Annotated in this window: 19 protein-coding genes; 6 read left to right on the top strand and 13 right to left on the bottom strand. The window is 67.2% G+C overall.

Going from position 1 to position 22,598, the window contains the following annotated elements; genetic code table 11:
• Nucleotides 1-91 precede the first annotated feature (91 nt).
• Both ACSFBL_RS08000 and ACSFBL_RS07995 read left to right on the top strand, forming a co-directional pair.
• Nucleotides 92-1,000 (top strand): carbohydrate ABC transporter permease, encoded by a 909-nt coding sequence (locus tag ACSFBL_RS08000; RefSeq protein WP_435515202.1) that lies wholly within the window; start codon nucleotides 92-94, stop codon nucleotides 998-1,000.
• Entirely contained in the window at nucleotides 997-1,875 is an 879-nt protein-coding gene (locus tag ACSFBL_RS07995; RefSeq protein WP_435515201.1) for a carbohydrate ABC transporter permease, read from the top strand. Before ACSFBL_RS08000 ends, ACSFBL_RS07995 begins: the two co-directional genes overlap by 4 nt.
• Here the strand turns inward: ACSFBL_RS07995 and ACSFBL_RS07990 are convergent.
• Nucleotides 1,839-2,675 (bottom strand): class I SAM-dependent methyltransferase, encoded by an 837-nt coding sequence (locus ACSFBL_RS07990; RefSeq protein WP_435515200.1) that lies wholly within the window; start codon nucleotides 2,673-2,675, stop codon nucleotides 1,839-1,841. The two genes, ACSFBL_RS07995 and ACSFBL_RS07990, sit on opposite strands and share 37 nt — an antisense overlap.
• Nucleotides 2,676-2,845: 170 nt before the next feature.
• Between ACSFBL_RS07990 and ACSFBL_RS07985 the strand changes: the two genes are divergently transcribed.
• Together ACSFBL_RS07985 and ACSFBL_RS07980 are read left to right on the top strand one after the other, a co-directional pair.
• Nucleotides 2,846-3,367: a DUF3016 domain-containing protein gene (locus tag ACSFBL_RS07985; RefSeq protein WP_435515199.1), complete on the top strand. Its 522-nt coding sequence runs from the start codon at nucleotides 2,846-2,848 to the stop codon at nucleotides 3,365-3,367.
• Nucleotides 3,368-3,433: 66 nt separating this feature from the next.
• Nucleotides 3,434-3,796 carry an SPW repeat protein gene (locus ACSFBL_RS07980; RefSeq protein ID WP_435515198.1) on the top strand — a complete coding sequence of 121 codons (363 nt, stop codon included), beginning with the start codon at nucleotides 3,434-3,436 and terminating at the stop codon, nucleotides 3,794-3,796.
• Between the two features lie 24 nt (nucleotides 3,797-3,820).
• On the opposite strand, the gene ACSFBL_RS07975 is transcribed toward ACSFBL_RS07980, so the two are convergent.
• Together ACSFBL_RS07975 and ACSFBL_RS07970 are read right to left on the bottom strand one after the other, a co-directional pair.
• Entirely contained in the window at nucleotides 3,821-9,778 is a 5,958-nt protein-coding gene (locus tag ACSFBL_RS07975; RefSeq protein WP_435515197.1) for a DUF7379 domain-containing protein, read from the bottom strand.
• A gap of 16 nt (nucleotides 9,779-9,794) precedes the next feature.
• On the bottom strand, nucleotides 9,795-10,637 hold the full coding sequence (locus tag ACSFBL_RS07970; protein WP_435515196.1) for a caspase family protein: 843 nt from the start codon (nucleotides 10,635-10,637) through the stop codon (nucleotides 9,795-9,797).
• 211 nt (nucleotides 10,638-10,848) lie between these two features.
• On the opposite strand from ACSFBL_RS07970, the gene ACSFBL_RS07965 reads away from it, so the two are divergent.
• A complete protein-coding gene (locus ACSFBL_RS07965) occupies nucleotides 10,849-11,892 on the top strand; it encodes a hypothetical protein (RefSeq protein ID WP_435515195.1) in 1,044 nt (347 codons plus the stop codon).
• Between the two features lie 108 nt (nucleotides 11,893-12,000).
• On the opposite strand, the gene ACSFBL_RS07960 is transcribed toward ACSFBL_RS07965, so the two are convergent.
• The 4 genes from ACSFBL_RS07960 to coxB all read right to left on the bottom strand — a co-directional run bounded on the left by ACSFBL_RS07960 (nucleotide 12,001) and on the right by coxB (nucleotide 16,967).
• The gene (locus ACSFBL_RS07960) at nucleotides 12,001-13,311 is read right to left on the bottom strand and encodes a ferredoxin reductase family protein (RefSeq protein ID WP_435515194.1); all 1,311 of its coding nucleotides are present in this window, start codon (nucleotides 13,309-13,311) and stop codon (nucleotides 12,001-12,003) included.
• A gap of 112 nt (nucleotides 13,312-13,423) precedes the next feature.
• On the bottom strand, nucleotides 13,424-13,762 hold the full coding sequence (locus ACSFBL_RS07955) for a hypothetical protein (protein WP_435515193.1): 339 nt from the start codon (nucleotides 13,760-13,762) through the stop codon (nucleotides 13,424-13,426).
• Nucleotides 13,759-16,314, bottom strand: coding sequence for a cytochrome c oxidase subunit I (gene ctaD, locus ACSFBL_RS07950; RefSeq protein ID WP_435515192.1), 2,556 nt, complete (start codon nucleotides 16,312-16,314; stop codon nucleotides 13,759-13,761). The genes ACSFBL_RS07955 and ctaD overlap by 4 nt, the downstream gene beginning before the upstream one ends.
• Nucleotides 16,311-16,967, bottom strand: a complete 657-nt coding sequence (coxB, locus tag ACSFBL_RS07945) for a cytochrome c oxidase subunit II (protein ID WP_435515191.1) — start codon at nucleotides 16,965-16,967, stop codon at nucleotides 16,311-16,313. Before coxB ends, ctaD begins: the two co-directional genes overlap by 4 nt.
• Nucleotides 16,968-17,051: 84 nt before the next feature.
• Between coxB and ACSFBL_RS07940 the strand changes: the two genes are divergently transcribed.
• Nucleotides 17,052-17,558, top strand: coding sequence for a DUF2231 domain-containing protein (locus ACSFBL_RS07940; protein ID WP_435515190.1), 507 nt, complete (start codon nucleotides 17,052-17,054; stop codon nucleotides 17,556-17,558).
• Here ACSFBL_RS07940 and ACSFBL_RS07935 read toward each other — a convergent pair.
• From ACSFBL_RS07935 to ACSFBL_RS07910, 6 genes are all read right to left on the bottom strand, one after another.
• The gene (locus tag ACSFBL_RS07935) at nucleotides 17,522-18,034 is read right to left on the bottom strand and encodes a CopD family protein (protein ID WP_435515189.1); all 513 of its coding nucleotides are present in this window, start codon (nucleotides 18,032-18,034) and stop codon (nucleotides 17,522-17,524) included. The two genes, ACSFBL_RS07940 and ACSFBL_RS07935, sit on opposite strands and share 37 nt — an antisense overlap.
• Nucleotides 18,031-18,756, bottom strand: coding sequence for a cytochrome c oxidase assembly protein (locus ACSFBL_RS07930; RefSeq protein WP_435515188.1), 726 nt, complete (start codon nucleotides 18,754-18,756; stop codon nucleotides 18,031-18,033). Before ACSFBL_RS07930 ends, ACSFBL_RS07935 begins: the two co-directional genes overlap by 4 nt.
• A gap of 137 nt (nucleotides 18,757-18,893) precedes the next feature.
• Nucleotides 18,894-19,322, bottom strand: coding sequence for an acyl-CoA thioesterase (locus ACSFBL_RS07925; protein ID WP_435515187.1), 429 nt, complete (start codon nucleotides 19,320-19,322; stop codon nucleotides 18,894-18,896).
• Nucleotides 19,323-19,439: 117 nt separating this feature from the next.
• Nucleotides 19,440-20,738, bottom strand: coding sequence for a TRAP transporter large permease (locus ACSFBL_RS07920; protein ID WP_435515186.1), 1,299 nt, complete (start codon nucleotides 20,736-20,738; stop codon nucleotides 19,440-19,442).
• Between the two features lie 78 nt (nucleotides 20,739-20,816).
• Nucleotides 20,817-21,317, bottom strand: a complete 501-nt coding sequence (locus tag ACSFBL_RS07915; protein WP_435515185.1) for a TRAP transporter small permease — start codon at nucleotides 21,315-21,317, stop codon at nucleotides 20,817-20,819.
• A 148-nt stretch (nucleotides 21,318-21,465) separates the two neighbouring features.
• On the bottom strand, nucleotides 21,466-22,512 hold the full coding sequence (locus tag ACSFBL_RS07910; RefSeq protein WP_435515184.1) for a TRAP transporter substrate-binding protein: 1,047 nt from the start codon (nucleotides 22,510-22,512) through the stop codon (nucleotides 21,466-21,468).
• Nucleotides 22,513-22,598 lie beyond the last annotated feature (86 nt).

Genomic DNA, 22,598 nt, shown 5'->3' with positions numbered 1-22,598 from the left:
TCGTGTCGCTCTCCACCCCCTTCCAGGGGGCAACACCGGCGGCCCGGCGAAGCCGGTTCCGCGGTGTTTCGGGCGGAAGGCGTAGCTTCGGATGACGTTTATCGCTCGGCTCCAGAACAGCCGCAACGCCCTCGGCTTCATGTTCATGTTGCCGGCGGCGGTGCTGCTGCTCTTGTTTCTTACCTATCCGCTCGGGCTCGGGACCTGGCTCGGGTTCACCGACGCGAAGGTCGGGCGGCCGGGCGTATGGATCGGGCTGGAGAACTACCAGTTCCTGTGGCAGGACGCGGTCACGCGGCTGGCACTCTTCAACACGCTGTTCTATACGGCGGTGGCGAGCGTGTTCAAGTTCTTCCTCGGGCTGTGGCTCGCGGTGCTGCTCAACAAGAACATCCGCTTCAAGACCTTTTTCCGCGCGGTGATCCTGCTGCCCTACATCGTGCCCACGGCGCTGTCGGCAATCGCCTTCTGGTGGATCTACGACTCGCAGTTCTCGATCATCAGCTGGGCGCTGGTCAAGATGGGGCTGATCGATCACTACATCGACTTTCTCGGCAACCCGTGGAATGCGCGCTTTGCGGTGATCGCGGCCAACGTGTGGCGCGGCGTGCCCTTCGTCGCGATCACGCTGCTGGCGGGGCTTCAGACTATCTCGCCTTCCTACTACGAGGCATCGGCCATCGACGGTGCGACGCCCTGGCAGCAGTTCCGCCACGTGACGATGCCACTGCTCACGCCGATCATCGCGGTCGTGATGACCTTCTCGGTGCTGTTCACCTTCACCGACTTCCAGCTCATCTACGTCATCACGCGCGGCGGGCCGCTGAATGCGACGCACCTGATGGCGACGCTTTCGTTCCAGCGCGCGATCTCGGGCGGCGCGCTGGGTGAAGGCGCGGCGATCGCGATTGCCATGGTCCCCTTCCTGCTGGCCTGCATCATGTTCAGCTTCTTCGGCTTGCAGCGACGCGCCTGGCAACAAGGGGGATCCGATAAATGAGCAACAAGCCGGGGCAGATCGACGTCGTCGGCATGAGCTACCTGGAGTCCGTGCCGCGCAAGCTCGTCACGGTCTACTTGCCGCTGCTGGTGTTCCTCTTCGTGCTGCTGTTTCCGTTCTACTGGATGGCGATCACGTCGGTGAAGCCCGACGCGGAGCTGCTGTCGCGCGAAGGCAATCCGTTCTGGGTCATCGCGCCCACCATCGGCCATTTCCACAAGCTGCTGTTCGAGACCTCCTATCCGGAGTGGCTCTGGAACACGGTGCTGGTCTCGGTGGTCTCCACCTTCTTCTCGCTGGCGGCGTCGGTGTTCGCCGCCTACGCCATCGAGCGCCTGCGCTTCAAGGGTTCGCGGCAGACCGGACTGGCGATCTTCCTGGCCTACCTGGTGCCACCGTCGATCCTGTTCATTCCGCTGGCGAACGTGGTCTTCAACCTCGGCCTCTTCGACACACGGCTGGCCCTGATCCTGACCTATCCGACCTTCCTGATCCCGTTCTGCACCTGGCTGCTGATGGGCTACTTCCGCTCGATCCCGGCCGAGCTGGAGGAATGCGCGCTGATTGACGGCGCAAGCCGCTGGCAGATCCTCGTCAAGATCGTGCTGCCGCTGGCGGTGCCAGGGCTGATTTCCGCCGGCATCTTCGCCTTCACCCTGTCGTGGAACGAGTTCATCTATGCGCTCACCTTCGTCTCGTCGTCGGAGATCAAGACGCTTCCCGTGGGCGTGGTGACCGAGCTGGTTCAGGGTGACGTCTACCAGTGGGGCCCGCTGATGGCGGGTGCGCTGCTGGGCTCGCTGCCGGTGGCCTTCATCTACTCGTTCTTCGTCGAGTACTACGTCTCGGGCCTGACGGGCTCCGTCAAGGAATAGGGCGGCGGGCTGCAGCGACGCCGGGTCGCCAGCACGATCAGCGACAGCGGCGCCACCTCGGTGTCGTCGAGCACGGCCTCGCGGCGGCGCGGTGCCGCACCGGCAGTCGGCTCGCCGACCTTCTCGATGACGAAGCCCGCACCGATGACGATGTCGAGCCACTGGCTGAGGGTGCGGTGGAAGATGGGCGTCTGGAAGGGCGTGACCTTCTCGCGCTGCTTCCTCGACAGCATGGAGAACCACCAGGTGTCCACGCGCCCCGTCGTCGATTCGAAGTAGTTGCCGATCTCGATGGCGCGCGCCTTGCCGCCACGCCCGCGGAGCACCTTGCGATGCGGCGGGACGAAGCAGGGATGAAGAATGGAGAACTGCAGGAACCCGCCAGGCCGCAGGACACGGTGCGCCTCCTGCAGGGCGCGCTGCGGATCGGGCATGTCCATCAGCGACATGAAGGCCGTCACGAAGTCGAACGAGGTGTCGTCGAAGGGCAGTGCCATCCCGTCGCCGACCCGGAAGTCGATGCCCAGGGGCTCCGTCGATTCGGTTTCTCGCGCATGGCGGACGAAGGTCGGGGCGATGTCCACGCCGACCACCTTCGCGCCGCGTCGCGCGAGCTGCCGCGTGTTCGAGCCCTCGCCGCAGCCGACGTCGAGGCCCTGCAGGCCCTCGACGGACGGCAGCTGCGCCAGGAAGGCGGGCGTGTTCAAGGCATCGCGGAAGATGTCGAAGCCGTTGCGGGCCTGGCGTGTCCAGGCGTCGGCGTTGGCCTCCCAATGTCGGGCTACGTCGGTGGGATCCAAGGCTTTGTCTCTTCAGGAAGTCTGTGCAGCGACGATGTCCGGACTATTGGGAAGCCCGGGGCAAAGGGCGTCATCCTCCAAAGTGTGGACGGCACCGTTCAATTTGTCCGCGCGGAACCCGTCGGGTGTCGAACTCTCGAAAGAGCTTGCACTTCCTGAAGGAGGACACCATGTCCAGCCCCTTCGCCTTCACATTTGCGGCCGCTGCGATCCTTGCCCTCGGTACATCCGCCTCGGTGTCCGCGGCCGACCTGTCCGTCGTCTTCGTTCACCCGGAGAAGTACACGGACGCCGTCTACGCGCACCCCTACGGTGATGCAGCGGAGCGCGACGTCGTGCTGCGGGACGTCGAGCGCCACTTCATGCGCCTTGCGGACCGCGGCCTCGCGGCCGGCGATTCGCTGCGCATCGAGGTGCTGGACATCGACCTCGCCGGCTGGTTCGAACCGTGGCGCTTTCGCGGCTACGACAATGTCCGCATCCTGCGCGACATCACATGGCCGCGCTTCAAGCTGCGCTACACGCTGACGCGCGACGGCCAGCCCGTGGCGAGCGCGGAGGAGCAGGTCCTGGCCCTGAACTACCTCATGACCGTCAACCCCTATTCGCCCGAGGATCGCCTTCGCTACGAGAAGGCCATGCTGGACGACTGGTTCGACCAGCGAATCGTGCGGACCGCGGAACACGGCTGAGCTGGCGCGATCCAACCTCTTGCCGTCGGGCGCGCTCCGCGGTCTGCCGGCGGCAGGAGGTGTGTCATGAAGCAGCTGAAACATTGGCAGGATGTGGTCAACGCCTTGCTCGGCGTGTGGGTCGTTCTTTCGCCATGGGCCCTGGGCTTCCAGGGCTCCACGGTGGCCATGGCCAACGCCGTGGTGGTGGGCGTTGCGCTCATCGCGGCCGCGCTGGGCGCGATCATCGTGCCGAGGGCGTGGGAAGAATGGACCGAATGCGCACTCGGCGTCTGGCTGGTGGTCTCGCCGTGGGTCCTCGGCTTCAGCGCGCTGCAGGTCGCGATGCTCGCTGCCGTGTGCAGCGGCATCGTGATCGCCGCGCTGGCGCTCTGGACGCTCTACACCGACAAGGACTACAGCGCCACCTGGCATCGGCCGGCGCATTGAACGTGCGAAGGGCGGCCTCGCGGTTCAGCCCGGGGGCGCCGCCTTCGGCCGGTCGGTGCGCGCGTCGCGCCCCGGCCGCAACTGATTGACGAGCGCGACGAGGCCGTCGGCCATGCGCCGGTAGCCTTCTCCGCCGCCGGTGAGAAAGCGCGCGTCGAACAGGATCGACAGCATCTCCATGTGCGTGACGGTGCGGTCGACGTGTCGGACCTTCGGGCCCAGGGTTTCGAGAGCGCTGCGATAAGCCTGCAGCACGTCGTTCAGCGCGCGCTCGCCTTCGTCGCCCGTGGCCGCCATGCTGCCGTCACGCAGGTGCTCCACCAGCACGGCCTCGGGGCTCAGCACGACGTCCCACGGATCGCTTTCGAGGGCGTAGGTCCGTGACACGGCCAGACCGCATTGGCGGGCGAGCGCCACGCCTGCCGACATTTCATCGGGGGCATCCCATCCATCGAGCACCACGCGCAGCGCCAGGCCATGCAGGGCGTTGTACGGCCAGAAGCCCTCGTCGTCACCGGCAACGCCTTCCGCCTGCGTGTACGCCTGCAGGCCGGCGCGGGCCGCGTCCAACATGGCGTCTCGCCAGCCGGCTTTCTGCGTCGCGCTGCCGTCGAGCCGAAGCAGGTGCAGGGCGAATACCACGGCCTTGCGCTTGTGGGCGGTGCCGAGCAGCGCGAATCGATCGGCGTTGACCGATGCCGCCGCGCCGCCATGGCGGATGCCGCCGTTCGACACTAGCCTGTCCAGCGATGTCAGGCGCTCGATCCCTTGCTCGATCAGCGGCAGGCCCGTGGGCACTGGCTTGGGCGGGCGCCCCTTGCCGGCCTGCTGGTGGGCGCGGATGCGGTTGATGTCCTGCGCGGCCTGCGCCGCACCCAGTTCGACCTCCACCGCAGCCAGTTGCTCGATGTCGCGGATCGGAACGCGTCCCTGCAGGTCGACCGCCTGGATCGCGGTCAGGAGCGCGTCGTGCGCCCGGTCGAGGCAGCCGAGGTCGCGCCAGGTTGCGCCCAGTGCCGATTGCAACGCCGGGAGCCGCAACCAGGCGGGCGGACAACGCTTGTCCCGCGCCTCCTCGATGGCCTCGATGCGCGCCTGCCGCTCGCTTTCGAGCTGGCGGTCCGGCTGGCGCGAGGCTTCGACCCTGGCGCGGGCCAGGTCGTCGAGCATCTCGTCGAGCGAGACGAAGGGCACGCCGCCGGACGCGCGTGCCGCCGCGCCGTCGGCCTCGGGCTCGGCCAGCCAGAGCGGATCGCCGTAGGCCTGGAAGGCGCCCCAGGTTACGTTGTCGGGCCTCGCCGCCCACAGCGCCTGGCGCGCATCGAAGACGGCGCTTCCAAAGGGCCTGCGGTCCTGCAACGAGGACTGGTAGAAGACCTCCCCGAACTGCTGGGCCAACTTGTCGTCGACCGCCCAGCCCGCCACCACCACGCATCGCACGCCGATGTCGATCAGCTCGCGCGCCACGCTGCCGGCCAGCTTGTTGCCATCGCGCACCGTCGGGCCGCCGTCGCCACCCGGGTCGATCTGGCCCAGGTGGCAGCAGTTGAGGAAGACCAGTTCCGGCACCGATTCCATCGCCTCGATCTCGGCGGCGGTGATGAGCAGTCCGCCCGAGAGCACGACGCCGCTGCGGCGCAGCCCGTCCACGTGGGGCTGGTTGAACACACCATGCGCGGAGACGTGGAGGATGCGATAGGCCTTGCGATAGAGCTTGGCCAGCACGTCGGTGGCAAGGTTGTCCGCGCCGATCGCCCGGCTGACGTCGTACCCCATGTTGGCGAACAGGCCGGCGATGGCCGTCGCTTCCACTTCCGCTCCCGCGAGCGGGTCCGGATCCCTGCCTTGCGGATTGGCCGGATCGGGGAAGGCGGCCGCAAAGCCCTGCACCGAAGGATTGCCGATGACGTAGGCGTTGTGCGCGATGCTCTGGCGCACATCGCGCCGGAACGCCGACGACGCCAACTGCCGCACGACCGGCGTGCAGAGCGCCAGGGGCAGCAGCGGATCGTCGCCCTGCGCTTCGGGCGTGAACAGCGGATCGGTGAGCATCAGCTCCCACGGCAGGTTCGCCGTGGCGCCGTCCACGACCAGCACGATGCGCTGCAACTGCCGCGCCGCGTCCTTGAAATTGGGCGGCACGATCAACTGGAACAGCATGCGCCCGAAGTCCGGGTTCCAGGTGGTCTGGCTGATCTGCTGGCGCACCAGCGTCTCGATCAGGCTGGGCTGGCGCTGCTGCACCACCGTCTCCGAACGCGCGCGCTGGCCGACGTAGAGGAAGCGCAGCCGGTCGGCGAGCCGGGTCGTGCCCGGAGGCCTGGGCTTGTCCGGCTGGTCGTCCGCATCGGTGACGATCAGGCGCGGCCAGTAGCTGGCGCCGCGAGTGTCGAAGAGGCGCTGGCGCAAGCCGATGCCCTGCACCAGCTCGCCGTTGCAGGCCAGCAGGATGTCCTTGGCCGCGGCCGTCGCCTGCAGTCGCGGCGCGAGTTGGCGCAGTTCGTAGACGGCGGTGATGGCGGTGTCGAGATAGAGCTCCACGATGTCGAGCCGCGACACGCGCACCGACAGCCCGGTCGTGCGCTTGAACTTCTCGTTGGCATCGATCACGCCGCGCACCACCGCCTCCACCGACGCCGCGATGGTGAGATTGGCCGAAGAGTTGTAGCCCAGCAGCAGCGTCGCGAGCGGCACCTCGCGGTCCTCGCGGCCCATCACGTCGACGACCTGCAGCAGGTAGCGCAGGACGCCGGCGCGCACCGCGAGCATCAGGGCGGCCTGGCTCAGGTTGCCCTCGTAGGGGCCGAGGCCGGTGACCACCGCGCCCGTCAGCACGCCGCGCCGCCGGTCCAGCGCGCTCGGTGCGCGCAGCACCACGGCGGCGGTGCCGAGCGGTCCGGCGTAGAGGTCGAGCGCCTTGCGCTGCGCGAGCTGGCCGTCCATCAACTCGGTGTCGATCAGGGCCTCCGTGCCGGCCATCGAATCGTTCTCGTAGTGCCCGACCAGGATCGGGCAGGCGAGGAATCGCAAATCCATCGCCTTCAGGTTCACGTCGAGCCGGAGCTTTGCGCGCGGCGTGACGTGGCTGCCGGGCGTGCCGCCGGTGACCGCCGCCGCGAGAGTCGCATCGTCGATGGCGTTCGGCGGGCCCGGGTCGTAGCTGACAGGCCGCTCGGTGCCCGTCGCGCGGGTTGCTGGCGGGCTGCGATCGAGCGCGCCCGTGGCGCCGGTGACGAGCAGTTCGGCCAAGGCGGCGAAGCCGCTGGCGGTCGCAAGCAGATCGCCATGCACGGCCGGCAGGTAGTAGAAGCTGCCGATACCCCCGATGCGGCCCGAATCCCAGGTCACGGTGCCATCGCCGCGCGTGGTCGACACCATGCGCAGGCGCGGGCTGCCGCCGCGGTCCTCGACGCGCACGCCGCAGGGTGTGTTGGCGGCGACGCCGAAGACGTAGATCGATTTCGACTGGTAGGCGGCGGGCAATGCCGGTGCGCCGAGGGCGTCGACCTTGGCGTCTTCCGTCCACAGCCAGCCGGCGGAAGCCAGCGTCTCGGCGTCGGGCTGGGCGCATCGCTGGTCGCCGAACCAGAGGTCGGTGTTCCGGGCCTTGAGCGTCTTCCAGGTCTCCGCATCCCAGTAGCGTTGCGGCTCGCCGCCGTCGGGCTGTCCTTCGAAGGTGTCGACGAAGCCGGGCCGCGGCAGCAGCTGCAGCGCGCCGCGGAAGCCGGCAACGATGTCGAGGACGTCCTGCAGGTCGTGGCGGAAGTCCAGCCGGACCAGCGCGCGCAGCGCATTGCCCTTGCCGAGCATGTTCTCGACCATCGAATGCGAGCCCTGGTGGGGCGTCCCCGCCATCACCAGGCGCGCGCCGTCCCGCGCCATCAATGTGTCCATCACGTCGCGCCGGCGATGGATGCAGGCGCGCACCACCAGCCCGCCCATGCTGTGCGCCAACAGACGAACAGGCTGCGCGGTCTGCTTCGTGAGCTGTTCAAGGAAGGTGCCGAGCCGTTCGCCCAGCACGTCCAGCGGCTGACGCCAGTCGTAGGGAAAGGGCACCACGCGGTGGCTGGCCGCGAGGTACTCGCAGATGGCGCCGTAGGTCTTGCCGAAGAGATCGCCGGCCGTCACCTTGTCGGCGCCGAAGGCGATGCTCGCCAGGCCCCCGGCCGCCAGCGAGAGCGGATCGAGCCAGACGCGCTTGCCGTCCGCATCGAGGTAGGTGCCCATGACGCCCGGCAGCACGACCACGACCGGCCGGTCCACCGCCACCGCGTCCCGCGATGCGCCGATGCCCGCCGCATCGAGGCTGGTGAACTGCGCGGGCAGCACGCGGAAGGCATCGACGTCGTCCGGCTTGTCCATCACCAGCCAGTCGCGCATCGCGCTGCGTGTCTTGACGTTGCCGAAGTAGTTGAAGTGCGACACGTCCGAGGCACGGTCGAACATCACGCGCGCCTGGGTCTTCGCCGCCACGCCGGCCAGCATGGACGCGGTATCGACGACGAGGTCGTTGTCGGTGTTCTCGAACAACAGGAAATCGGTGAGCAGCACGCCCATGCGCATCAGCAGGTTGCCGCCCTGGATGTCGCCGGCGACCAGCGCCATGCGGACGCCCGGTTGCACCGCCGCGTCGCGCAGCAGCGCCGCCATCGGCGAGTCGGGGAGCATCGCCTCGATGCCGGGCACCAGGTGCGGGTTGGTGCGGTTCTTCGCGATCTCGATCACGACGCGCTTGAAGGCCGAGTACAGCGGATTGCCGAAGAAGTAGGGCACGCGGCCGATCAGCGTCAGCACGCCCGACAGGAACACGTCGAAGTTGCCGCTTGCGAGCTTCGTGCCCTGCGAGGGACTGGCCACGCGCACGTAGCGCTCGATGACCGGCGCCTTGTCGCGCAGCATGGTGAACAGTGCGCGCAGCTGGTCGCGGTGCTCGGCATGGGCGCGATCGAGTTCCTTGCGGACCTGCGCCTCGCGGCCTTGCGCGTCGCCGACACCGGGGAAGGCGAAGCTGTAGCTGTCGATGTGCTGGTCGATGTCCTGCAGGCACATCAGGTCGCCGACCAGGCCGCCGCGCGAATGCGTGACCAGGCTGATGTGCGCCCCTCGCGGCAGGGCGGTCGCGAGTTGCAGCGCGTTCTCGATCGGGCTCTCCGACAGCGTGCGGTGCTCGAAGCCGTAGATGCCGCCCGGGAACCTGCTCTCGAGCCGCGCCCAGAGACTGCGGTCGCTGCGCTGCAGGTCGCCGAAGCTGCCCAGCGTGCTCGATCCGGTGCCGTGGATGAAGACCAGCGCGGGTCGTGCCTTGCCGTCGGCGTCGATCATGCGCGCGGTGTCGTCCGCCGCGCCGCCTTCGAGCTGGCCGCCCGCGTCGTTCCAGCGATAGAGATGGCCCGCGGGACGGCCCAGGCGCTCCTCGATGGCCCACATCAATGCCTTGGTGCCGAGCCAGCTCACGCCGATCTCCGCTGCGTCGACGGCCTTGGGCTTGCCCTTTGACAGCAGTTCGGCGAGCTTGCCCTGGGCGGCGTCGATCAGCGCGTCCTGCCCCACGGCCAGGGAGATCACGTGGTTGACCAGACTGCCGGCCGTGCTCGTGAAGACGCCGCGCTGCAGGGTGGCACCCTCGGCGTTCAGGCGGTCGAAAAGCACGTGCCCTTCGGCGTCGACCAGGTCGGGCCGGTTGCGCTGCAAGGCGGCCTTCAGCCGGGCGGGGCTGGTGATGAGCGTCCCGCCGTCGGCCAGTTCGATCACGAGCACTTCGTCGGCATCGGCCTCCAGATCATTGCTGCCGCCATCGGGTGCGCCGCGTGCGCTCGCGCTCAGGTCGATGCTGGCCTTCGCCTGCAGCAGGCCGCTCGGAAGAAACGCGTCCTGCGCGGTATCGCCGACGCCTCCCCGTGTCGTGGAACGCAGCAGTGATGGAACCTCGGGCTTGTCGCTCTTGCGTCCGGTGATCCTCAGGACGATCGGCTCCGCCATGCTGTCTCCGGCGCTCTCAGGAGAAGATGGCCCGGCCGGTGGCCTGTTTGCTGCCCTGCAATTGCGGCTTCTGCGGGTAGCGCGTGGACGGAAGGTCGTCCGCCAGTGCCTTGTGCCACGTCACATAGCTGGCGCCTGCCGGGAGCGCGCGCAGGGCCTTCAGGGCGTAGAAGGTGAAGGCGCCGTTCGGGCGGTTCGCGAAGTTCGCGTCGTAGCTGAAGTGGTCTTCGCCTTCCTCGCAGCCGGCCAGCAGCACGTCGCCGGCATCGTCCTTCTTCGCATCGGCGAAGGCCGACGCTGCGCCGTGGTTCGCGTTGCCCGGTGCCGCCGCGCCCTTGGGGCCGCCCCTGGCCAGCCGCGCCGCCGACATCCAGCTTCGCATCGGCATGAAGCGCGGCATGCGTCCCGCCTCCCTGTCGGCGCTGTTCGGCGGCGCCCGGTTCACCGTGCCCGAGTGGCAACTGTCCGAGATCAGCACCAGGTGCACGCCGGGCCTGCGTTTCATGAAGATCGCGTGGATCTCGTCGTCGATCAGGGCCGCATCGATCGTGCGGATGTCGTAGGGGCACAGCGCCTCGTCGAGGCCGTCGGCCTCTTCGCCGTCGGTGTCGTACTGGTAGGTGCCGTGGCCCGAGTAGGTGATGACGACCACGTCACCGCTCGTGGCCTGTCCGACGATGCGCTGGAAGGCCTCGACCATGCCCGCCTTGGTCGCCTGCGCGTCGAGCAGCTTGCGCACGCTGAATCCGCGCGCCGTCAACGCCGTGGCCCAATCGTTCGCATCGTTCACGCAACCCGCCAGGTCCATGTCGGTGCCAGGGTAGTTGTTGATGCCGATGCACAGCGCAAGCTTGGTCATGCTGTCTCCCGTCGTCATGAAGACTCCCTGCGCCATTGGACACCTGCATGCGGCGGGCATCGTCGTCCAAACGTTGTATTGCGCATGGCTTGGCCCGAGCCCAGGGCGCCGCGGTGATCGACGGGTGATCGGGCGAGTTGGCCCTGAACTTGCTGCGTCGGCTTTCGGACGCACGGCGTAGGAAGTTGCTGACATACAGCGCGCGGCAGTCATGCAACATGTTTTTTTCCTGTCGTTCACGGAGTTGACGGTCATGTCGGAGTCGGTCGTTTGCAGCGCCTGCGGTAGCACCAACCGCGCGAAGGCCAAGTTCTGCACGGGATGCGCGCGTCCCTTGCCGGGCTTCGAGCCCTCGGGGCCGGGTGCGCTCGACCCGGTCATGTCGCATCGGCCCGCTCTTGAAGCGTCATCGCGCAGCAGCGCGGCCGTTCCGGTGCTGCCTGCCGAGACCGCAGCCTTCTGGCTGAAGGCCGCCTACGTGGCGCTGGCGATGATCGTCGGCTTCACCTTGTGGTGTCTCTACGTCACGAGCAAACCGGGCGCGCCGCCGCTGAAGGCGGAGATCATGGGCCTGTTCGCACCTTCTGGGGGCCCGGCGCCCAGCTCGCCGGCGCCCTCCGAGGCATCGGCGTCCCCTCCATCCGCGGTCAATTCCGAGCCGGTTGCGGCGACAACGCCTGCAGCAGTTCCGGCCGCCCCGGCGGCCTCTGCGGCCTCGGAGGCCGGGGCGAGTTCGCCCCTCCATGCATTGCTTCCCGAGCGCGGTGCGGTCTCCGCGGAGACATCGCGGGCGACCACGGAGCGGCCGGCTGCCGTTCCGTCGTACCCCAAGGCCGAGAGCCGGGCGCCGACCCGGTCTGCGCGGGCGAGCACGTACGCCGCCAGGGGTTCGCGAGATCGAGCGGCGGATGACGAGCCGCCCGTGGTGCCCGTGGTGCCGGTAGTGCCTTCGTCCGAGCGTCGAAGCGTCGAGCCCGATCCGGGGCCGCCGGTCGCCGCCGGTCCAGGTCCGCTGTATGACTATTCGCGCCGGCCGGCCGTGACAGCGCCTCCGGCCAGTCGCGATGTGTCGGCTTCGCGGCCGGCCTACCCGGACCCGGGTCCGCCGATCGCTCCCGGACCGGGGCCTCGCTACGAGAGTGGCGCGCTTCCCGCCCCGGCTGTCGTCGCGCCGCGCAACGACCCGGGCCCGCCAATCGCGATCGGCCCGGGACCGCTGGTCAACTACTCCACACGCGGCGCCGGTACGCGCTGATCACGCCCCGGCCGAACGCCAGAGCGCAAACGCGAGCGATACCACGACGACGACGACGCCCGTGGCGAGGGCGAGCCGGTCGGCGAACAATCGACGCATCGGGACCTCCTAGACGAAGCTGTAGCGCTCCGAGTGGTATTTGGAAAGCGGCACCTTCATCTCGCCGAGCGCCGCCTCGATCGCATCCATCATCACGTTCGGGCCGCAGATGAAATACTCGTGGTCGGCATAGCCCGGCGGCAGGTGACGCCGGAACACTTCCGCATTGATGTAGCCGCGCTCGCCCGTCCACCCTTCCGGCGGCTGCGAGAGCACATGCACCACCGTGAGATCGATGCGTTTCTGCAGCGCCTCCAGTTCCTCGCGGAAGGTGATGGAATCCCAGTCCTTGCTGCCGTAGAGCAGGATCAGCGGCCGCTTGTCGCCGCGGTCGGCGAGCGTGCTGATCATGCTCACCATCGGCGTGATGCCGATGCCGCCTGCGATCAGCACGTGCATGTCCGCGGGATTGCCAATCGTGAAGGCGCCATACGGCCCGTCGAGGTAGATGCGCTGTCCGACCGGCACCTGGCTGATCGCGCTCGTGAAATCGCCCAGGTTGCGGATGGTCATCGCGACGCTGCCGTCGTTGACCTCGGCGCTCGACGAGAACGAGAACGGATGGCCGGTGATCTTGAAAGGGCTGCCCCACAGCGTCAGCCAGCCGAACTGGCCGGGGCTGAAGCGAAAGCCCGGGTGGCCTTCGGGCCGCATCACCAGCGTGGTGGTGTCGCCGCGTTCCTTTCGCACCTCGGCCACGCGGTACGGCCTGCGCAGCATGAAGAGCGGCTTGATCAGGCGCACGTAGAGCAGCAGCGCGATCCAGAAGATCGTCATGCCGACCCACAGCGCGCGCTTCCACGGATCGGCCAGGTAGAAGCCCCATCCGACCATGTGCAGCAGCCCACCGCCGACGGCGACCACCGCGAGCACGATGTGGGCGATGTGCCAGAACTCGTAGCTGATCCTTAGTTTCGTGCGCCACAGCGCCATGATCACCAGCGTGACGAGCGAGCCGATGGAGATCACCGCGAACACCGCGCCCAGTGGCACGTCGCGGAGCGACTCGGGCGGCGCGAGCTTCTCCGAGCCGGCCGCGATCAGGATGATCGGATGCACCAGCACCAGACTGACGGCAATCAGCGAGATGCGGCGATGGAAGTGGTAGATGACGTCCTCGCCCCAGGGATCGGTGACGTACCGGAAGCGCGCCGTGAGGCCGAACTGCAGACCCATCATCGCCAGGCCCGAGTAGCCGAGCGCAACCGAGAACTCGGTCCAGAAATCACGGCTCGGCGGCAATGCGCCGGTGAGCAAGGCGAGCAGCGGCGCAAGGATGAAGAGCAGATAAACCGCCGACCAAACCACCTTGAAAGTCATGGCCCACCCCCAGGTTGGCTCACTTTGTGTAGCCGCCCACCCCCTGCGAGTGGGGGATACCGGCAGCCCGGCGAAGCCGGTTCTGCGGTATCCCTGGTTGGTGCGCGCGCCTTCAGATGCATGTGGTGAGCAGCAGGGGAGGGCCGAGGGCGAGCACGCCGCTCGCGAAGGCGGCGATGGTGGTCCAGACGATGGCGTCGTGCAGGAAGCTGCCGGTCTTTCCCGATGCCGGATCGGGGGAGCCCTTCGCGAACTTGCCCCACATCCATCCGATAACGATCAGGTGCGCGAGGAAGGTAATGACGAGGCTCCAGCGCAATGCGCCGCCAGACCAGCCGAAGGCGCAGCCGATGGCGTGCATCGCGTACAGCACCACGAGCGCGACGCACCAGACGATGAAGCCGCCTGTGAGCCACCAGAGGCGCCGCGACGGAATCAATACAGCGCTCATGGCCGCGCTCCCAGAACGGTGACGAGTGCGGGCAACGCGAGCACCAGGCCCACAGCGATGAGGCCGGTCACCAGCGTGTAGTCGATCCAGAGCCGCGTCAGCCGCAGGTCGGTGTGCCGACGCTGCGACACGAAGCCGCCACCGATACGCAGGACGTTGCTGATCAGGAAGATCAGGCCGATGAAGGCATGCAGTCCCACGTAGCCGAGCAGTGCGGCGGCGGTCGCACCGAGGGCATGCTCGCTCGGCCGCGGCGTGACACCTGTGATCAGGCCCAGGACGGCGGCGATGACCACCAGCAGCAGGAGTCCCGTCAGGCCGATCCAGCCGACGGCGCCGCGACCGGCAATGACGGCTTTCAGCGCGCCGCGCGACGTCACCGCAGCGACGACGAGACAGGCGATCGCGCCGAAGGCCATCAGCCGGTTCGGCTCGGGCGGCGCCATCGTCTGCCAGTTGGCACCCGCCAGCCAGAGATAGAAGGTGCCGAACACCAGCGAGGTGAACAGCGTCCCGTTGGCCACCAGCGTGCAGATCAGCGACAGCCATGCGGGCGAACTGGCCACCTCGGTGTGCGGCGGCACCTCCACCCCCATACCGACGGGCAGCGGGCCATAGTCGCGCGGAAGGCCCGCACGCTGCCCCGCGAACACGAAGAGCCCGAAGGTGATCAGCGCCAGCACGAGCGAGAGCAGGTAGAGCTTGAACAGCAGGCCCAGGACCGCCCCGCCCGTCACGATGGCCGTCACCAGCGGCAGGTAGGTCGGGTTGGGCAGCACGATCAACTGGTCCGGCTTGCCGCTCGTCGCGTGCACGCCGATCGTCTCCTGCCAGCCGTTGCGGGTGAACGCCAGGTAGCCTTCGCCGCGGGCCAGTTTCAGCGCGAGATCGCCGGGCGCGACGCCGTCGGTCTGCGGCCCGACGTGCGGGATCGAGGCGAAGCAATAGGGTGCCGGCGGAATCCGCATCGCCCATTCGAAGGTCTGGGCGCGCCAGGGGTCGCGCCGCACGCGGCGTCCGTAGCGCAGCTGCACGAAGAGGTCGATCACCAGAAGCCCGAAGCCGATGGTCATCACGAAGCTGCCGACCGAGGAGAGCAGGTTGAGCGCGTTCCAGCCTTCGTCGCCGTTGTAGGTGTAGATGCGCCGCGGCATGCCCATCAGGCCGGTCAGGTGCATCATGAAGAAGGTCATGTTGAAGCCGATGAAGATCAGCCAGAAGGCAGGCACGGCCAGCCGGTGCACCGCGGCACGCCCGGTCAGCAGCGGCAGCCAGTAGTAGAGCCCGGCCATCATCGGGAACGCCAGCGCGCCGGCCACGACGTAATGCATGTGCGCGACCACGAAATAGGTGTCGTGCGCCTGCCAGTCGAAAGGCACCATCGCGAGCATCACGCCCGTCAGCCCGCCCATCGCGAAGACGAAGAAGAAGCCGAAGATGTAGAGCATCGGCACGTCCCAGCGGGGCTTGCCGTGCGACAGCGTCGCGAGCCACGCGAAGATCTGCACGGCGGTAGGCACCGCGACGATCGCCGAGCCGGCCGAGAAGAAAGCGAGCGCCAGGTGCGGGATGCCCACCGTGAACATGTGGTGCACCCAGATGCCGAAGCTCAGGAAGGCGAGCGCGATGATCGCGACCACGATCGCGCGGTAGCCGACCAGTTCGCGGTTGGCGAAGACCGGGATGACGGTCGACAGCACGGCGGCCATCGGCAGGAAGATGATGTAGACGTCCGGATGGCCGAACAGCCAGAACAGGTGCTGCCACAGCAGCGAATCGCCTCCGCGCGTCGGATCGAAGAAGGGCAGGCCGAAGGCGCGCTCGATCTCCAGCAGGATCGAGCCCAGGATCAGCGGCGGGAAGGCCACGATCATCATCATGGCCGTCACCAGGATGTACCACGCGAAGATCGGCATGCGGTCGAGCGACATGCCGGGCGCGCGCATCTTGAGGATCGACACGGTGATCTCCATCGCGAGCGACAGCGCGGAGATCTCGACGAAAGTGATGCCGAGCAGCCACACGTCGGAGTTGAGGCCCGGCGTGAAGACGTTCGAACTCAGCGGCGTGTACATGAACCACCCGCTGTTGGGCGCCACGCCAACGATCAGCGACACCGTCAGGATCGTGCCGCCGAACAGGTAGCACCAGTAGCCATAGGCCGTCAGCCGCGGAAAGGCGAAGTCGCGCGTGCCAAGGATCTTCGGCGTCAGGTAGACGGCGAAGCTCTCCACCATCGGGATGGCGAAGAGAAACAGCATCATCGAGCCGTGCATGGTGAAGACCTGGTTGTAGGTCTCCGGGTCGAGGAAGCCGGAATGCGGCGTGGCCAGCTGCACCCGCGTCAGCATGCCGAGCACGCCCGCGATCGCGAAGAAGGTGAACGACGTGACCATCATCCGCACGCCGATGACCGAATGATTGACCGCGGCGAAGCGCTGCCAGCCCGGCCCCGTGGCCCAGATCCGGCTCAGCTGGCGGTGCAGGCGCAACGCGCTGCCCTTGCTGCCGCCGCTGCCTTGCGCCTGTGGGTCGACGACGGTTCCACTCATTGCTTCGCCTCCGGTGCGTGGGTCGCCTGCGTCAGCGCGGCGGAGAAGTCCTCGGGTCGGTGGACGATGATGACGAAGCGCATGCGCGCATGGCCGATGCCGCAGAACTCGTCGCAGGTGCCTTCGTAGCGACCCGGCGCGTCGGCCTGGATGCGCAGCCGGTTGACCTTGCCGGGCACCGCGTCGATCTTGCCGGCGAAGCGGGGCGCCCAGAAGGCATGGATCACGTCCTTGCTCGTCACCACCATGTCGACCGGTGTGCCCGCGGGCAGAAGCAGGACGTTGCGCGTCTCGACGCCGCCGCGTTCGGGGTAGCGGAAGGTCCATGCCCACTGCTGCGCCACGGCCTCGATGCGCTGCGGCGGCGTGCTGCCGGGCAGCGGAATCAATCGCTCGCCGACGACCAGCCCGTAGGCGAGCAATGGCAGCAGCACCACGGCCGGCAGGACCAGTCCGCCCATCACGATCCATCGCGCCGGCGAGACGCTCGAACCCCAGCCCGGGCGGCGCACCACCAGGATGAAGAAGGTCATGAGCATCAGGAAGAGAACGCCCGCGCCGATCAGCATCACCCACCACATCGTGGCGATCGAATGCGCTGCCGGGCCTGAAGGGTCGAGCGTCGACAGTGGCCCCTTGCAGCTTGCGAGCACCGCTGTCGATGACGCTTGGAGCGTCCGGAGCAAGACGCTACGATGGCCGCACATCGGCCGACCCCGGCGCGAAGGAGGAGCAGCATGGCGAAAGGCGAGCGGACCCCACCTCCCAGCGAGGTTCTTCTGGAACTGAACCGGCTCGACATGGGCTCTGCCGTCGCCCTGGTGGGGCATCCGATCCACGTGATGATGGTGCACTTCCCCGTCGCCTTCGTCGTCGCGACGCTCGGTGTCGATGTCCTCTACTGGTGGACGGGCGATGTGTTCTGGCTGCGTGCTGGGCTCTGGTCGGCAGGCGCCGCCTTCTGGACCGGCGTGGCGGCCAGCATCGTCGGCACCGGAGAACTGCTCCTCGTGCGTGGCATCCGGTTGCTGGAGGCGAGCTGGTCGCATGCCGTAGCCGCGATGACGCTGGTCGCGATCGCCGGCGCCAACTGGGGCTTGCGGCTGATCGACCCGGTGTCCGTGCTGCCGCACGGCCTGGCCCTCTCGGCCCTCTCCTCGGTGATGGTGGGTTTCGCCGGCTGGCACGGTGGCAAGCTCGTGTTCGATCATGGCGTCGGCATCTTGGTCACGCCGAAGGACTGATGCATCCACTTTCCGAGCGCACCCGGCTCGAAGAGATGCGCGGCGACTGCGTTCGAATCGATGTGCGGCTTGGCCAGCACCACCCAGAGGATGCCGGCGATCACCACCGCATAGGCGGTCATCAGCGTCACGTAGGACAGCCATCCGAATCGACCCGTGGGTGAGAAGAGCTGCAGCAGCACGAGGCCGCCCACGACGTGCAGCATCGCCATCAGGCCGACCAGCACCATCTTGATGGAGAACCACTCCACGAAGGTCGCCTGCAGGAAGATCAGCGCCGTGCCGGTGCCGATGGCGATGAAGGCCGCGGGTGACGTGAGTTCCACATAGACCAGACGCGTGACACGATGCAGGCGGTCGAGCTCCGGCCCGGCGACGACGGTCTTGCGCTGCCAGAACAGGAAGGGCAGGGCCAGCAGCCCGCCCGACCAGATGGCGATCGCCGCAAGGTGGGCGAACTTGAGCGCGGTCGTCACAGCGCGGGCTCCCGCGGGCGAAGGCTGGACCACGCGATCCATAGCCCTGCGCCGAGATACGGCAGCATCGCCGGCACCCACATCAGCAACCCGGCCAACTGCTGGTCGGTGAGCGGCGTCAGCCCCCAGGCGGCCGTGGTCGCGATGTGCACCGAGTAGAGCGGTGCGGACGCGAAGACGATCACGGCGCCCAGAAGCCCCATCTGTCCGATCGTCGCCGCCAGCGCCACCAGCTTGGGACCGGCGTGGACCGCAGGTGCGAGGATGGCGCGCCACATCAGCCAGGCGCTCCCGAGCAGCGAGACCTGCATCAGCCAGTAGGCGGGCACGCTGGCGAGTCCCCAGGCATAGGCGCCCGGTGCATGCCAGAGCCAGAGGATGACGGCATGCGCCGTGACCAGCGCGGGCAGTGGCACGCGGCTGGGCCCGTGCGGCGGAAAGGCTTTTGCAAGGAGGGGTGCCACGGCAGCCACGAGGATGATGTGGTGCAGCACCCGAGCGGAGAACAGCGCAGAAGACAGCGCGCACAGCGGCGACACGAAGACCACCAGCATCAGTGCGATCGCCGCCCATCCGGCACGCACATCCGACGAACGACGACTGGAGACCGCGAAAGCCAGCACGGCGAGGGCTGCGAGCAGCAACGGGTCCGTGTTCCAGCGCGACCACAGGTCGTCCGGGACCGCGGCGGGGCCGCAGTAGGCGATCATGAAATCCATCATGGCTCCATCCTCTTCCCGTTGTGCGGCCGCGCTGCGGCAAGCGGCCGGTGTCTCCGGGGACAGGATAGTCGCGCAATTGCGCGGACTCAAGCGTTGTGCGTTCGGCTTGACAAGCGGATGATGTCGAGCCTCAAGCGTCAGCCGGCGTCTTCTTCTTCACACAAGCGCCTGATCTCCGCCGGAATCGGCACCGCCTTGATCCCACCCCCCTCGCGCCTGGCCGCGAAGATCCGCACCTCCTCGCATTCGAGGATCAAATCCTCGCCGCGCGTGACGCGATAGCGCTGCACGAAGCTCTTCTCGCGCCATTCGGGGATGGTCACGGCGATGCCGAGCGTGTCGCCGTAGCTCGCGCTCTTGACGAAGCGCGTGTGCGTGTCGACCAACGGCGTGCCGATCACACCCAGTGTCTTGGTCGTCTCCTCCCAGCGAGGCACGCCACGCTCCGCAAAGAAGTGCCGCGAAGCCGCGTCTATCCAGCGAAAGAAATTGGGAAACCAGACGATGCCCGCAGGGTCGCAGTCGCCGAACTCCACGCGCACGGTGTAAATGATCTCAGGACTCATGTGGGCCAACGTTCTCTAGAGGAATACCGCGGATCCGGCTCCGCCGGTCCGCCGGTATTGCCCCCTTGCAAAGGGGGTAGGCGAAGCGACACGAAGTGCGCGAAGCCTGGGGGATGTCTACATTTTTGAGGGAAGCCAGAGCGCAATGATCGGGAACGCGATCAGGATCACGAGGCGCACGATGTCGGTCAGGATGAACGGCAGCACGCCCTTGAAGATCGTCGTGAAGCTGACGTCCTTCACCACGCTCTTGATCACGAACACGTTCATCCCCACCGGCGGATGAATCAGGCCCAGTTCCACCGTCATCACGATGATCACGCCGAACCAGATCGGATCGAATCCGAGATGCACGATCACCGGAAAGATGATCGGCACGGTCAGGATGATCATCGCCATCGCGTCCATCAGGCAGCCGAGCACGAGGTACATCAGCATGATGAGCGCGAGCACGCCATAGCGGCCGATGCCCAGGCTCGTGAGGAACTCGGTCAGCTTCTGCGGGCTTTGCGTGATGGTGAGGAAGTAGCCGAACAGCAGCGCGCCGATCAGCACGGTGAACACCGCCGCCGCCGTCCGCGTGGCCGAGAGCAGCGCTTCGCGGATCTTCGGGCCGTCGAGCTTGCGCCGCAGCAGGCCCAGGATGAAGGCACCGCTCGCGCCCACGCCGCCCGCCTCGGTCGGCGTGAAGAAGCCGCCGTAGAGACCGCCGATCACGAAGACGAAGAGCACCAGCGGCGCCCACACGTTCTTGAGATCGGCCACGCGCTCCTTCCAGGGCTTGATTTCGCCGCCGGGCAGCCAGTCGGGTCGCAGCTTGACGATGATGACGATGGTCAGCACGTACATCGTCATGGCCAGGATCCCGGGGATGATGCCGGCCATGAAGAGCTTGCCGATGTCCTGTTGCGTGAGGATGGCGTAGACCGCGAGCACCGTCGACGGCGGCAGGATCGCGCCCAGTGTGCCGCCCGCCGCGATCACGCCGGTGGAGAAGGACTGCGGGTAGTTGAAGCGTCGCATCTCCGGATACGCGACTGCCGAGAAGGTCGCCGCGGTCGCAACCGAGGAGCCGCAGATGGCCGCGAAGCCGCCGCAAGCCAGCACCGTGGCCACGCCGAGGCCGCCGCGCAGATGGCCGATCATCGAATTGGCGGCCTTGAACAGTTCGCGGCTCACGCCGGAGACGGAGACCAGCGCACCCATCAGCATGAACATCGGGATCACGCCGAAGGTGTAGTCGGTCACCGTACGCATGGAGGTCTGCCCGACCAGCTTCAGCGCGGGGCCGGGGCCGACGATCCATGCGTAGCCCGTGACACCCACCAGCCCCATCGCCATCCCGACCGGGACGCGCAGGAGCATCAACGCAAACAGGACGACGAAGCCAAGAACTGCGATCGCATCAGTGCTCATGGGGCCCCCGCGTTCGGCACTGACGTGTCCTCACTGCCCCCCAGGGGGCGTTCCCATCTCGGAGCGGTCCAGCGATGCTCATTCGTCTGCTTTCATTTCAGGCTTCTCGTCATGGAGCAGTTCGGGATGGAAGATCAATCGATAGGTGCGGATCGCGATCAGCACGACCGCCGAGACGTCGCCGAGCCAGGCCACCGCATAGAAGGGCCAGGTGGGAATGTTCATGTCGTAGGTCAGCACGTTGTCGACGTAGGTGGCGCGCACCTTGTCGAACAGCGTGGCCGTCTGCACCGCGACGACGAAGAGCAGCACCAGCGTGGCGAACACGTCGATCCACCGCTTCATGCGCGGTCCGGCGGCGGTCCACACGAGGTCGACCGTGATGTGGCCGCCGCGGTAGCTCGTCGCCGCGATGCCCCAGAAGATCAGGATGCCGAGCAGCATGCGACCGAAGTCGTAGGAGTCCGGGATCGAGGTGTCGAAGAACTTGCGAAGAACGACGGCGATGAAGATGTTCAACGCCACGATCCCCACGAACATGGCCGCCAGCCATTCGATCGTGTTGATCATCTTGTCCATAACGTTTTCCGAACGCTTCGTCATTGCATCTCCACACGACGATCAATCGCGAGGGCCGCCGCGCCCGGCCGCCCGAAGCGGCCGGCCCGCCCCCGGTAGGGGGTAGGCGAAGCGACACGAAGTGCGCGCAGCCTGGGGGCGAGCAACATCACAAACTGGACTTGTTTTTCGCCAGGCTGGCCTTCAGCGAATCCATCACCGCCTTCGGATCCTGTCCGACCTTCTTCACGCCTTCCGCCCATTGCGCTTCACCTGGCGCGGTGGCCTTGCGCCAGGCATCGAGCTGTTCCGGCGTCAGCTTGTAGATCTCATGGCCCGGTTGCGAGGCGATCTTCGCGCGGCCGGCGAACTCGAAGTCGGCCCACGGCGTGGCGACCTTTTCGGCCCACTCGCTGGTGCAGTGGTCGTCGATCACCTTCTTCTGCGCGGGCGACATGCTGTCGTACTTGCTCTGGTTCATGGCCCAGACGAAGGGCGTGACGTAGAGCGGCACGTCCATGTGGTAGCTCACCACCTTGTCGATGCCGAACAGGCCGATCGAGCCCCACGGGAAGGTGATGGCATCGGCCACGCCGCGTTCCAGCATGTCGCGCGATTCGGGTGCGGACGCCTGCACGTTGGTGCCGCCGAGCGAGGTGACCATCTGGCCGATGGTGCTGGTGGCCGGGCGGATCTTCATGCCCTTGATGTCGGTCGGCAGGGTGATCTTCTTGCGCGCGTGGAAGGTGCCGGGGTCGTGCACGAAGGCGAAGCAGAACTTCACGTCCTTCATTTCCTTGGCGGCGTACTGGCGATACCACTCGTCGATGGCGGCCGATCCGCCCTTGCCGTTGGCGAACAGGAAGGGCAGTGAAGCACCCGCCATGATCGGGAAGCGGCCGGGTTGGTAACCGGGGTTGATGTAGGCGAAGTCGGCGATGCCGTCACGCGCCATGTCGTAGTGGTCGAAGGCCTTGCCGAGTTGCTCCGACGGGAACAGCGTCGCGGTGATCGTGCCGTTCGATGCCTTCTTGATGTCGTCCGCCCATGCCTGCAGCGAAGGATTCAGCGGATGCTGCGCCGGCACCCAGCTCGACATCTTGAGATTGACGGGCTTGTCCTGGGCCTGCACTGGCGCGGCGGCCAGCGCGAGCATGGCCGAAAGGGCCAGCACGGCGCGGGTGGCGGCCGAAGTCAGGAAGCGGGTGGTCGGCATGGGTTTGTCTCCTTGCGGGTTGGGTGGAATCGGTGATTCGGCGAGGCGCGCCTGTTGTCGTCTTTGTGCGGTGCGCAATCGATTAT

The organism is Variovorax glacialis, from assembly GCF_051216375.1.
Taxonomy (GTDB): Bacteria; Pseudomonadota; Gammaproteobacteria; order Burkholderiales; family Burkholderiaceae_C; genus Variovorax.
This window is presented reverse-complemented; position numbering and strand designations above follow the sequence as displayed.